Below are 12,136 nucleotides of genomic sequence, written 5' to 3'. Positions count from 1 at the left end.
TCCGCGCGCCGAAGGGCGGGCGCCCGGGATCCGGGCGCCCGCCCCTGTCGTTCCCGTCCGGGAACGGTCGGTCGACTACTGCTGCCAGAGACCGGCGTTCTTCTTCTCGGTCGCGTTGTAGCTCTGCGCGGCGCTCTCCAGCGAACCGGAGATCTTGGCGCAGGTCTCCTTGAGGTCCTGGGCGGCGGAGTCCCACTTGGCCTGCTGGGCGTTGTAGCCCTGCTGGGCCTGGCCCTGCCAGCCCTGGGAGATCTTGGTGACCTCCTTGCGCAGGTCGGACAGCATGCCCTCGATCTTGTTCGCCGAGTTCTGCACGTCCTGCGACGCCTGGTGGAGGGTCTGGAAGTTGACGAGGATGTGGTCGGTCACAATGTCTCCCTTGACGAGGATGCGGAGCACCCGGCGCTCAGCCGCGGGCGCCCCGTCGAACGGACGGTCGGAACAGAGTGCTGGTCAGCTCTGCGGCGTTCAGCCCTGCGGGCCGAACAGCGCCTTCTGCTCCTCTTCCGCGCTCGCGTAGTGCTTGGTGGTGAGCTCGATGGCGTGCTTGATCGCGGTCAGCGACTTGCGCAGGTCGTCGACGTCCGTGTTGACCTTGCCCTGGAGGACCTTGTAGGCGTCCGCCGCCTGGCCCTTCCAGCCACTGGTGATGTTCTCGACCGTGGTCTGGAGCGCCTTGCGCTCCGTCTCGATCTGGCCGATGGCCGTCTCGATCTTCCCGGCGAAGTCCATCATCTCCTGAGCGGTCACCGTGAACTGGCCGTCACTCATGCTCCACCATCCCCCATGAGACAAACATTGTGTGTACGGAGGGCCCCCGGGGCCCCGTCGTCGCATCACCCGTGTGATGTCCAGCAGCACTGTAGTCGGCACACGCAACTCGCCCAACATCGAGCGTCCACTAGTTACCAGACCATGACACTGGGGCCAATTCCGTTGCCGGGCTTGGCCGATCAGGCGTTCTGCGGCTGCGCGGCGCTCTTCGCGGTCAGCGGCGGGCCGGCCGGGACCAGGTTCGACCACTCCTTGGGCACCGGCAGCGGCTGGACGTTCTGGTAGCCCAACCGCGCCTGGTTGCCGCCGGGTTGGTCGTCCGGGTTCTGGGTGGGCTGGCCCCCCGCCCCGGGGTTCTGGGCGCCCGGCGCCGGGGTCGCCGCCTTCGGCGCACCGCTCGCCGTCGCCGACGGGCCGTGGCCGCCGTCGCCGTTGGCCGGGACGGAGTAGCGCAGGCCGGTCTCGGTGATCAGGAAGTCGGTGCCGGAGCCGTCGGCCGCACCGGCGTTGGCGGCCGCACTGGCATCGGCGCTGGCGTTGGCCGCCGCCGTCGGAGTGGCCCCGGCACCCGCGGCGCCACCGCCGGCCGCGTTGTCCACCGCCCGGTAGAACAGGCCGTGGCCGGGCGTCACGAACGCCGCGCCCGCGCCGTTGTTGTACGCCGCCGGGTAGGCCGTCCCCGCCCAGACGCTGCGCCTGGGCGTGCGGCCGTCCTCGGCCATGCCGTCGAAGGTGCTGCACACCACCTGGCGGGGGTCCTGCCGGTTCGTCCAGTTGTTCACCGGCGCACCGGACTTCAACGGCCAGTCGTCCGGGGTGTTCGGCAGCCGGACGTCCGTGTTGAACCTGGACTGGTCGTCCGGGGTCATCTCGTCGCTGCGCGGCCGCTTGTCCTGGTCGTACTTGTAGAGCATCTGGTAGGCCGGGTTCTGCCGGATCAGCTCCGCCTGGAACGGGGTGATCAGGAACAGGCCGTCCTTGCCGACCACGTAGTTGCGGTCCTGGTAGTGCACCAGCCGGCCGATCCGGCGGTCCGCCGCGTTGCCCAGGGCCACGTTCGAGTTGGGGCCCTGGCTGTCCGCCGTCTCCTTGACGTCGGGGAAGACGATCGGGCTCGCGGGCACCAGGGTGTCCAGCCACTCCCGCTTCACCCGCTGCGGCACCGCGTTGGGCCCGAAGACCGCGGTGACCAGCGCCTTGCGCTCCTTGTCGTCGGACTTCGGTCCGATCGCGTGCTTGCGGCCCTGCGCGTCGACCAGGAACAGGCTCGCCACCGCCTGGCCCGCCGCCGAGGTGGTCGACACCTGCTGGTCGTCGGCCTGCTGCACCAGCATCAGCTGGTCCGGGCCGAGCATCCGGTCCTTCGCGGACAGCGCCGCCGCGTCCGCCCCGGCCGCCACGAACACGGCCTGGTTGACGGTCTCCCGCTTGTCGTCCGACCCCGGACGGTCGCAGACCGCCCACTTCATCGGCTGGTTGGCGTTGTCCTTGCCCGGCAACTTGTCCGGGGCGTACGGGATCCCGATGGTCGGGCCGTGGTTGGGGTAGCGGTCCAGCACCCCGTCGTCCACCACCACGACCTTGGCGTCGACCGGCAGCACCAGCCGCGCCGAGGACATGTTGAGCACCTGGTGCAACCGCTTGGTCCTGCCGTCCGGGTCGGTCAGCACTACGTAGCGGGTGGTCGACTGCTTGCCCTGGATGATGTTCTTGCCGCTGTCCCACTGCACCGGGGCGGCGGGCTTGAACACCCCCCAGAGCCCGAACCCGGCCACCACCACGGCCCCCACCAGCACGCTCGGCAGCACCGCCTTCACCGGGCGCGGCGCGTCCTCGTCACTGCCGCCGCCGGAGGGCAGCAGGAACGCCCCCACCGTGCGTTTGCGGGCGAAGGTGTACGCGTTGAGCTCGTCCCGGCGCGATGCCATCCTCGTCGTCCCCCTCTGTCAGACGTGTGCCGGCGCCGTGCCGGCGGTGCCCGGCCTCCCGTCGGCCCGACCTGCCCGTGGCCCGCACCCGCCGGGCGGGATCCGGCCCGAACCCTCTACGATGCGGCAGCAGACGGTGAGTACGGTACGGGTACGGTCCGCGAACCAGCCAGCCGGGCCGCGACAACGGATCAGAGAGGGCCATCGGGGGATGCCAAGCCAGACCGCTCCAGAACGCGGCGCCGACGCGGGCGGCGGAAGGTCGCACCGGTCCGGGCGCGCCCGTCGCGGCGCCGCGCCCACCGGGGCCGCGGCCGAACGGCCGCCGACGGGCGGCGGGGGCGGCCCCGTCCAGGTGCGCGTCAACCCCCGACCCGGGCTGCTCGGCGGCCGGTTGAAGCTCCAGCAGCTGGTCCTGGTCGAGGTCGCGGTCGCCCTGGTCGCGGTCGGCTGGACGATCAGCCGCCCGGTCGCGGCCGGCTTCGGCGCGGTCTCGCTGGTCCTGCTGGTGGTGGCGCTCGTCCCGCTGCGCGGCCGCACCGTCCCGGAGCTGCTGCGGGTCCGCTCGGCCCTCAAGTCCCGCCGCAGGCAGGCGAAGTCGCTGCTGCCGCCGCCCGGCACCGACCCGGCGCTGGCGCCCGCGCTGGAGCTGGAGCCGGCGCTGCGCACCTGCACCCACGCCACCGAGGCCGACTTCGGCGGCCGCCCCGTGCGCCGGGAGACCGGCATGGTCGGCGACGGCACCTTCCTCAGCTCGGTGCTGCTCGTCCAGGCCAAGGACCAGCCGCTGCGCCCGGTGCGCACCGCGCTGCCGCTGCCGCTGGACGTGATCTGCTCGGCGCTCACCGTGGACGACATCGCCCTGGAGTCGGTGCAGCTGGTCCAGCACACCCAGCCCGCCCCGGCCCAGCACGTGCCGGAGCAGTCGCTGGCCGCCCGCGGCTACCGCGAACTGCCCGACGGCACCGCCACCCCCGGCCTGCGACTGACCTGGGTCGCCCTCAAGCTCGACCCGGAGCGCGCGGCCACCGCCGTCCGGGCCCGCGGCGGCGGCGAAGAGGGCGCCCGCAAGGCCCTCCAGCGGGTCACCGACCAGTTGGCCGGACGGCTCAACAGCGCCGGGTTCAACGCCACCGTGCTGGACGAGCGCGAACTGATCTCCGCCCTCGCCATCGCCACCTGTGCCAACCCGATCGCGGTGGCCGGACGCCAGGGCACCGGCAGCGGCGGCGGCACCACCCGCCGCACCCAGGAGGGCAACCGCTTCTGGCGGATCGACGACCGCTGGCACAGCACCTACTGGATCTCCCGCTGGCCGCAGCTGACCCGCCCCGGCGGCGCGGCCGGCCGGATCGGCGCCCCGGACCTGGTCAACCTGATCACCGGCTCCCCCGCACTGGCCAGCACGTTCAGCCTCACCGCCGGGCACGGCACCGGCGGCTCGGTCACCGTCAGCGGCCACCTGCGGGTGACCGGGCGCAACGAGGACGAGGTCGGCGACATCGGCCGCCAGCTGGAGGCGCGGGCCCAGAGCGCCGGCCTCGGCCTGGTCCGGCTCGACCTCGAACAGGCCCCCGGCATGCTCGCCACCCTGCCGCTGGGAGGGACGTCCTGATGGCGTACCAGACCTACCCCGCCCCCGGTCCGACCCCCGGCACCGAGCAGCGCCGGCCGCGACCGCGGATCCTGCCCGGCTTCGGGCTGCGCGGACCGTGCCGGGAGAAGCACGTGCTGGAGGCCGCCGACCTGGCGGCGCTGGCCTTCCCGGTCGGCGACGACGGCGTGGTGATCGGCGTCGACCCGCAGGGCCTGCCCGCGGTGCTCGGCCTGTTCCGCCCCAGCGCGTACGACCTGGTGCTGGTCGGCGGCGTGTGGACGGCACAGGTGATCGCGCTGCGCGCGGCCGCGATCGGCGCCCGGGTCGCGGTGGAGACCGCCCGCGCCCAGCTCTGGGGCCCGATGGCGCAGGCCGCCGGCGGCGGCCAGCCGTGCGTGACGGTGCACCAGGTCGGACGGCTCGGCCCGCAGGGCGCCTCGGTGGCCTCGCCCGTCCTGGTGGTGCGCGACCTCGGCGCCCGCCCGCCGCGCACCCGGCTCTCCGCCGCGCCCTGGCAGACCACGCTGACCCTGCTGCCCTACCTCGGCCCGAACGCCTCCCGGGTGCTCAACGCGGCCGACCTGGTCGGGGTGCAGCGGATCATGCCCCAGGAGGCGGAGGTGGTCGGCCGGGTGCTGTCGCTGCCGCCGGAGGACGTGGCCGCGCTGCCCGGCCTCGGCGACGACCTCACCCTGTGGGCCACCCGGATGCGGCGCCAGTACGTCCGGACGGTGGCCGGCCAGGCCGAACAGCAGGTGCTCGGCGGCCCGCGCCGGATGGACTGAGGGGCGTGTCCGGGCCGGTCGTTCCCGGTCCGGAACCGAAGCCGCCTTCAACAGGGGCAGCCGAACGGCCTAGTCTTTGTTGCGGCAACGGCACCGCTGAACAAGCGGCGGCGAACACGAGGGAGCCCTAGTGAGCAGCGATCGGGACGGCGTCTACGTCGGCGACAACGCGGCGGAGGACGACGACGACTGGTCCGACGCGCCCGATTACACTCCCCCGTCCTGGTACGTGCAGTCGGGCCCGGCGGCGGCGCCCGCCGCGCCGGCCCCGGGGGCTGACGCCGCGGCGGCCGGGGCTCCGACGGCCGGGGTTCCGACGCCGGAGTCGGCCGCTCCCGCACCGGAAACGCTGGCGCCCCCGGCTCCCGCGCCCGCCCCGGCGGCCGAGCCGGCGCCCCTCCCCGCCCCGGTGCCGCCGGTCGCGCCCGTGCAGGCCGAGGCGCAGCACGTCCCCTTCCCGGTGGCGGCCCCGGCGGTGACGCCGGAGCAGCCGCAGGCGCCGCTCGCCGCCCAGCCGTGGCCGCAGGCGGCGGAGGCACCGGCCCAGCCGAGCGCGCCGCAGCCGTACCCGGCGGCCGCGCCGGTGCCGCAGGCCGGACCGCCCGCCCCGCCCGCCCAGCCCGGTCCGCCGGTGCCGCCGGTACCCCCTCAGCAGTTCGCCCAGCAGCCGCCGGCCCAGCCCGGACCGCCCCAGGGCCCGACGGCTCCGGCGGCTCCGCCGGACCCGCAGATGGGCTGGGACCCGCAGGCCGGCTGGGCCGCCCAGCAGTCGGCCGCCGCCCAGCCCCAGCCCCACCTCGGCCAGCCCTACCCTGAGCAGCTCGCACCGCCGCAGCACGCACAGCCGCAGCCGGTCCAGCCGCAGCCCGCGCCGCCCGCCCCGGTGGATCCGCGCCAGGGCGGCTGGCCGCAGCCCGGCGCCTACCAGCAGCCGCCCGCCACCCAGCCCCAACCCCAGCCCGGCCACCCCTACCCCGGGCAGCCCGGGCAGCCCGGCCAGCCGCAGCCGCCCGCCCCCGCCCAGCCCTGGCCGCCGCAGGGCGGCGCGGCCACGCCGCCGCCCGCCGCGTTCCAGCAGGCCGCCGCCCCGCAGCAGACCGCCCACGGCGCGCCGCTGGGCTACACCGCCGCCGTCGAGCTGTCCTCGGACCGGCTGCTGCGCAGCCAGCCCAAGCAGCAGCGCCAGCAGCCGCGGTTCCAGTTCGGTGGCAAGGCCGCGGCGGCCGAGAAGGCCCGCAAGCTGGAGATCATCCGCACCCCGGTGCTGAGCTGCTACCGGATCGCCGTGATCAGCCTCAAGGGCGGCGTCGGCAAGACCACGACCACCACCGCGCTCGGCGCCACGCTGGCCAGCGAGCGCCAGGACAAGGTGATCGCGATCGACGCCAACCCGGACGCCGGCACCCTGGGCCGCCGGGTCAAGCGCCAGACCGGCGCGACCATCCGCGACCTGGTGACGGCCATCCCGCACCTGCGCAGCTACATGGACATCCGTCAGTTCACCTCGCAGGACCTCAACTCGGGCCTGGAGATCCTGGCGAACGACGTCGACCCGGCCGTGTCGACGACCTTCAACGACTCGGACTACCGCCAGGTCATCGAGGTGCTGGGCCGCCAGTACCCGATCATCCTGACCGACTCCGGCACCGGCCTGCTGTACAGCGCGATGCGCGGGGTGCTGGACCTCGCCGACCAGCTGATCATCGTCTCCACCCCGAGCGTGGACGGCGCCTCCAGCGCCTCCACCACGCTGGACTGGCTCTCCGCGCACGGCTACGCGGACCTCGTGCAGCGCAGCATCACGGTGGTCTCCGGGGTGCGCGAGACCAGCAAGATGATCAAGGTCGAGGACATCGTCGCGCACTTCCAGACCCGCTGCCGCGGCGTCATCGTGGTGCCCTTCGACGAGAGCCTGGCGGCCGGTGCCGAGGTCAACCTCGACATGATGCGGCCCAAGGTCCGCGAGGCCTACTTCGAGCTGGCCACCCTGGTCGGCGAGGACATCGCCCGGGCCCAGCAGGCGGCCGCCCAGCAGGCCGGCTGGCAGCAGCAGGCGCAGGCGGGCTACCCGCAGCCGGGCCTGCCCCAGCCGTACGCCGATCCCCAGCAGCAGGGCTACCCGGGCCAGCCCGCCCCGGGGGCGCCGTGGGCGCCGCAGCCCGGCCAGGCCCCGCCGCCCCCGCCCGGGTACGGCTACCCGCAGCAGCCCGCCCCCGGAGCCCCGTGGCCGCAGCAGCCCGGTGCCCCGCAGCCGGGCCCCGGCTACGGCTACCCGCCGCAGGCGCCCCCGCAGTGACGTACGGAAGGGCCCGCCGACCCGGAGGAGTCGGCGGGCCCTTCGGCGTTCCCCGGCAGCGGCGGCCGGACCGGGCTCAGGCCTCGGTCAGCTCCCGGGCGCGCTTGACGTCGTCGGCCATCCGGTCCAGCAGCGCCTCGATGGAGTCGAACTTCTCCATCCCGCGCAGGTAGGCCAGGAAGTCCACGGCCACGTGCAGCCCGTACAGGTCCAGCCCGACCCGGTCGATGGCGTACGCCTCGACGGTACGGGCGGTGCCGTCGAAGGTCGGGTTGGTGCCGACCGAGATCGCCGCCGGCATCCGCTCGCCCGCGGCGGTCAGCCAGCCCGCGTACACGCCGTCGGCCGGGACGGCGCTGTGCGGCACGGTCTCCACGTTGGCGGTCGGGTAGCCGAGCTCGCGGCCGCGCTGCGCGCCGCGCACCACCACGCCCTCGACCCGGTGCGGGCGGCCGAGCACCTCGCCCGCGCCGGCCATGTCCCCGGTCTCGACCAGGCGGCGGGTCAGGCTGGAGGAGAACGGCTCGCCGTCCCCGGCGGTGCCGCACACCTGGAGGTCCACCACCTCGACCTGGAAGTCGTCCGCCCCGCCCAGCTCGGCGAGCAGCGCGACGTTCCCCGCGGCCCGGTGCCCGAAGCGGAAGTTGGGGCCCTCGATCACCACCCGGGCGTGCAGCGCGTCCACCAGCACCTGCCGGACGAAGGTCTCCGGGGACTCCTGGGAGAACTCGGTGGTGAACGGCAGCACCAGCACCGCGTCCACACCGAGTTCGGCGATCAGCTCGGCCCGGCGCGGGTGCGGCGCGAGCAGCGGCGGGTGGCTGCCCGGGCGGATCACCTCGCGCGGGTGCGGGTCGAAGGTCACCACGACCGAGGGCAGGCCCAGTTCACGGGCCCGCTCGACGGCCCGCCCGATGATCAGCTGATGCCCGCGGTGCACCCCGTCGAACGAGCCGATGGTGACGACGCTGCGTCCCCAGTCACCGGGGATCTCCTCCAGGCCACGCCAGCGCTGCACCCGACTGCTCCTTGTTCCGTACGGTGCGTGCCCTCGGCACGCTCAAACGCTCACAACCGAACCCCTATAGCGTGCCATGCGCCTGCCCCGGCTCAGGCACCGGAAGGGGGGTTGGGCGCACCGGCGCACGGACGGCCCGCACGGCCGCGGTCCGCTCCGCCTCGGCGGCCGCGTACTGGGCGTCCCGGCCGGCCGCCACCAGGGCCCGCATCCGGGCCAGCCGGGGCCCGTCCGGGGCGGTCGGGGCGGCGTCGGACGGCCACCTGGCGAGCAGCCGGGCGAACGCCGCCGACCGCCCCGCGCACCGCACCAGCAGCTCGTCCGCGCCCGCCAGCCCCGGCACCGCCCGGGCCAGCACGGCGCGCGCCCGGGCCGGGTTCTCGGCCGCGCAGTGCTCGGCGAGGCGCTCCACGGCCGTGGTGAGCACCGCCCGGTCGGCCTCGGTGGCGAGCAGGGTGTCCAGCAGCTCGCAGCGCAGCGCGTCCGCCGCCGGGTCGGCCACCGGGACGGACAGCGCCTCGGCGAAGGGCGTGCGGACCGCCGCCGCGGGGGCGGCCAGGACGCCGCCGAGCAGCACCCGCAGCTCCAGCCGGGCGGCCGGCCCGTCGATCGCGGCCCGCCCCAGCCGACGGCCGAGGTAGTCGACGGCGACCGGCCCGGCCAGCGCCGGGTGGCGGCGCAGCAGCCGGGCGGCCAGGTCGGCGCTGCGCCGGGCGGCCACCGGGGCGCGGGCGTCGGCCAGCACCCGCAGGGTCTCGGCGGGGGCCGCGCCGGGCGCCGCCAGGGCGTCGGCGAGTGCGGCCAGCACGGGCTCCGGGTCGCTCTCCAGGGCCGGGGCGAGGGCGCGCGGGGTCAGGAAGGCGTCGCCGCCCGCGCGGTGCAGGGCGAGTGCGGCGTCCAGGTGCCCGGCCCTGGTCACCGGGTCGGCGACCAGCAGGGCCAGCGCGGCGCCGTGCAGGGCCGGTTCGTCCTCGCGGGCGAGCAGGGTCAGCGCGGCGAAGCGCAGCAGTTCGGTGCCGGCCCCGCTCGCGTACGGGGCGGTCCGCAGCGCGTGGACGGCGGCAGCGACGTGCCGTTCGGGCCGGCGGTCGTGGCTCCAGCGGTCCACCGCGCGGCAGAGCGCGGACGGCTCCTCGGCGGCGAGCACGGTGAGCAGCGCGTCCGCCCGCGGGTGCGCGGCGTCGGCCAGTGCGTCCGCCAACTCGTCCAGGGCGGACCGGCGGTGGGCGTGCAGCAGGTCGTGGGCGAGGTCCGCCACCGTACGGCCCGGGCGGCCCGGCAGACCGGCCGGGTCGTCGAACCAGGCGCAGAGCAGCGGGAACACCGCGGCCGGGTCGGCGCGCAGCCGCCCGGCCGCAGCCGCGAGGAACTGCTGCCCGGGGCCGTCGGCGGCCACCAGGCGGCGCAGCAGGGCGAGTTCGGCCTCGACGGGCAGGCCGAGACCGGTCCAGAACGCGGGGTCGAAGCGGTTCAGCCCGTCGACCGCCTGCCAGCCGCCCGCGGTGGCCGCCCGTTCGGCCGTCCGGCGGGCCAACTGGTCGAGCAGCGCGAGGTGTTCGGTCGGGTCGGGGCTGGCGGCGAGTCCGGCGGTGAGCAACCGGGCCGCCCACCAGGCGGGTTCGCTGCCGGGCGGGCGCAGGTCCAGCGCGCGCCAGATCCGGTGCAGCCACGGGTCCAGGGCGGTCGCGCCCCAGGTCTCGGCGACCCGGCGCAGCGCGGCGGTCACCGGCCCGATCCGGTGCCGGGGAACGCCCGGCCCGGGCCCCTCCGGCCCGGGCGGGGTGTCCTCGGCCTCGCCGAGCAGCATCCGCAGCGCCGCGTCCAGGTCCAGGTGCCGGCCCTGCAGCCAGTCGGCGAACTCCCCGTGGGCGAAGCGGAAGCCGGGCCCGGCGGGGACGAACAGCCCCTCGGCGAGCACCGCCGTGGCCCAGCCGCCGTCGACCGGGAACAGCTCCTGGAAGGCCTCCCGGCCGAGCGCGCCCGGCTCCTCCCCGAGCATCCGCCGGGCCGCCTCGTGCACCCGCCCGGCCACCGCCGCCGCCAGCCGGCGCACCCGGCCCCGGCGCGGCCCGGCGGGCCGGGCGGCGCCCCGGCGGTGGGCGCCCGGGCGGCGCGGGCGGCCGTCCTCGGCCAGCCGCTGGGCCACCCGCAGGCAGCGCAGGTCCAGGAAGGCGCCGAACAGCTCGCTGCGCAGCGCCGGCCCGTCGTGCAGGCCCTGCGCCCACAGCTCGCCGGCCAGCCGGACGGCCAGCGGGTGCCGGGCGTCCTCAGCGGCGGCCGGGCGGCCGGGCGGCAGCCCGTAGCGGCGGCGCACCCGCTCGGCCGCCTCGGCGGGCAGCGGGCCCAGCCGGTGCCCGGCCAGGGTCGGGGTGCCGGGCCCGCCGCCGTCCATCCGGACGGTGGGGGCGCTGGCCAGGTCGCCGTCCGGGCCCGGTTCCGCCGGGCGGGGGACGCCGGCGGCGCCGCTGCCCCAGGGCTCGGCCGCCAGCCGTTCCCAGAGCTCCTCGCCGCAGGCGGTGAGCAGTCGTGCGCCGCAGCCGGTGAGCCACTGCCCGGCGCCGCGCAGCCAGCGCGGGTCCGGTTCGGCCGGGGCCTCCTCGGGACCGTCCAGGACGACCAGCAGCGGGCGTCCGGCCGCCGCGCACAGCGCCGCCACCGGCTCCGGCGCGGGCGCCGGGGTGCCGAGCTCGGCCGCGGCGGCGGCGAGCGCCCGTTCCACCGCCTCGGCGAGCGAGCGGTCCTCGGCGCGCAGGTCGGCGCCGCGCAGCCAGAGGGTGGGCAGCGGCCGGGCGCCGTCGCAGCGGCGGGCGGCCAGGGCGGCCAGTTCGGTGGAGCGGCCGCTGCCGGGGGCGCCGACCAGGGCGGTGACGGTCGCCTCCGGCTCGTCCCCGGCCAGGCCGTCCGGCCGGTCCACCCGGTCGGCGGCCAGCCCGGCCACCCGGCCGGGCCCGGCCCCGGCGGCGGCCAGCTGGGCGGCGGTCAGCCGCAGCACCCCGGCCAGGTTCAGCGCCGGGCCGTACCCGGGCACCGTCGCCGCGTTGCGCTCCAGCAGTTCGGCCAGCGCCGGCGCGACCACCGCGCCGCCCCCCGCGGGCACCGCCCACAGCGCCCCGCCGTACGGCCCGGAACCGGCCGCCCCGCCGTACGGCGCTCCCCCGTACTGCGGTCCGCGCAGGGCCGGCGCGGCCAGTGCCACCACCGCGCCGCTGCGGGCGTCCAGCACCGGTGAGCCGGCCGGCACCACGACCCCGGCCACCGCGGGCACGTCCAGCACCGGCACCCCGGCCAGCAGGTGGCCACCGTACGCGGCGCCGCCGACGCCCAGCAGTCCGCAGCGCAGCACCACCGCCCGGCCGTCCTCGCCGGTCAGGGCGGGCAGCAGCACCTCGTGCCCGGCGCCCACCGCGGCCACCGGCAACGGCGGGACGGGCAGCCCGCCGACCGCGTCGGTGCGCAGCAGCGCGAGCCCGTGCTCGGGCAGCGGCAGCACCGCGTCGGCGCCGAGCACCCTGGTCTGTCCGCCGGGGGTGTGCAGCACCAGCCGGTCCAGGCCGGCCACGGCCTCGTGCGCGGTGAGCACCCAGCCCTGCGGGTCGGCGGCGAACCCTAAGCCGTGCAGCCGCCCGTTGAGGTCGCGGATCCGCAGCAGGTACCGCCCCGGATCGCCCTCCGCAAACCCCGGCATGGAGCCCCCTCACCCGTCGAGCGGGCCCGTCGCCCGCTCGCCGCCGGGAGCCT

Annotated in this window: 8 protein-coding genes; 3 read left to right on the top strand and 5 right to left on the bottom strand. The window is 76.6% G+C overall.

The window, feature by feature from the left end:
- Window positions 1–75: 75 nt before the first annotated feature.
- From ACFY2K_RS38555 to ACFY2K_RS38545, 3 genes are all read right to left on the bottom strand, one after another.
- Window positions 76–369, bottom strand: coding sequence for a WXG100 family type VII secretion target (locus ACFY2K_RS38555; protein ID WP_375896059.1), 294 nt, complete (start codon window positions 367–369; stop codon window positions 76–78).
- A gap of 99 nt (window positions 370–468) precedes the next feature.
- Entirely contained in the window at window positions 469–771 is a 303-nt protein-coding gene (locus ACFY2K_RS38550; RefSeq protein ID WP_375896056.1) for a WXG100 family type VII secretion target, read from the bottom strand.
- Between the two features lie 182 nt (window positions 772–953).
- Window positions 954–2,702 carry a type VII secretion protein EccB gene (locus ACFY2K_RS38545; RefSeq protein ID WP_387717309.1) on the bottom strand — a complete coding sequence of 583 codons (1,749 nt, stop codon included), beginning with the start codon at window positions 2,700–2,702 and terminating at the stop codon, window positions 954–956.
- 211 nt (window positions 2,703–2,913) lie between these two features.
- Here ACFY2K_RS38545 and eccE point away from each other — a divergent pair, with 211 nt between their 5' ends.
- The 3 genes from eccE (at window position 2,914) to ACFY2K_RS38530 (ending at window position 7,380) form a co-directional block, all read left to right on the top strand.
- On the top strand, window positions 2,914–4,317 hold the full coding sequence (gene eccE, locus ACFY2K_RS38540; protein WP_380529305.1) for a type VII secretion protein EccE: 1,404 nt from the start codon (window positions 2,914–2,916) through the stop codon (window positions 4,315–4,317).
- The gene (locus tag ACFY2K_RS38535; RefSeq protein WP_380529307.1) at window positions 4,317–5,084 is read left to right on the top strand and encodes a hypothetical protein; all 768 of its coding nucleotides are present in this window, start codon (window positions 4,317–4,319) and stop codon (window positions 5,082–5,084) included. The genes eccE and ACFY2K_RS38535 overlap by 1 nt, the downstream gene beginning before the upstream one ends.
- A gap of 130 nt (window positions 5,085–5,214) precedes the next feature.
- Complete coding sequence (locus tag ACFY2K_RS38530; RefSeq protein ID WP_387717306.1) at window positions 5,215–7,380, top strand: MinD/ParA family protein; 2,166 nt, start codon at window positions 5,215–5,217, stop codon at window positions 7,378–7,380.
- Between the two features lie 76 nt (window positions 7,381–7,456).
- On the opposite strand, the gene ACFY2K_RS38525 is transcribed toward ACFY2K_RS38530, so the two are convergent.
- Entirely contained in the window at window positions 7,457–8,398 is a 942-nt protein-coding gene (locus ACFY2K_RS38525; RefSeq protein ID WP_380533059.1) for a bifunctional riboflavin kinase/FAD synthetase, read from the bottom strand.
- A gap of 64 nt (window positions 8,399–8,462) precedes the next feature.
- Window positions 8,463–12,083, bottom strand: a complete 3,621-nt coding sequence (locus tag ACFY2K_RS38520) for a serine protease (RefSeq protein WP_387717304.1) — start codon at window positions 12,081–12,083, stop codon at window positions 8,463–8,465.
- Window positions 12,084–12,136 lie beyond the last annotated feature (53 nt).

Origin of the sequence: Kitasatospora sp. NPDC001309 (assembly GCF_042896295.1) — a bacterium.
In the GTDB taxonomy this organism is placed as follows: domain Bacteria; phylum Actinomycetota; class Actinomycetes; order Streptomycetales; family Streptomycetaceae; genus Kitasatospora.
Note: the sequence above shows the minus strand (reverse complement) of the source record. Positions and strands in the feature narration are given on the sequence as shown.

Bases quoted from the DNA above. Each gene is read 5' to 3' on its own strand.
- ACFY2K_RS38550 (WP_375896056.1), bottom strand. From the start codon at position 771: ATGAGTGACGGCCAGTTCACGGTGACCGCTCAGGAGATGATGGACTTC.
- ACFY2K_RS38535 (WP_380529307.1), top strand. From the start codon at position 4,317: ATGGCGTACCAGACCTACCCCGCCCCCGGTCCGACCCCCGGCACCGAG.
- ACFY2K_RS38545 (WP_387717309.1), bottom strand. From the start codon at position 2,702: ATGGCATCGCGCCGGGACGAGCTCAACGCGTACACCTTCGCCCGCAAA.
- ACFY2K_RS38520 (WP_387717304.1), bottom strand. From the start codon at position 12,083: ATGCCGGGGTTTGCGGAGGGCGATCCGGGGCGGTACCTGCTGCGGATC.
- eccE (WP_380529305.1), top strand. From the start codon at position 2,914: ATGCCAAGCCAGACCGCTCCAGAACGCGGCGCCGACGCGGGCGGCGGA.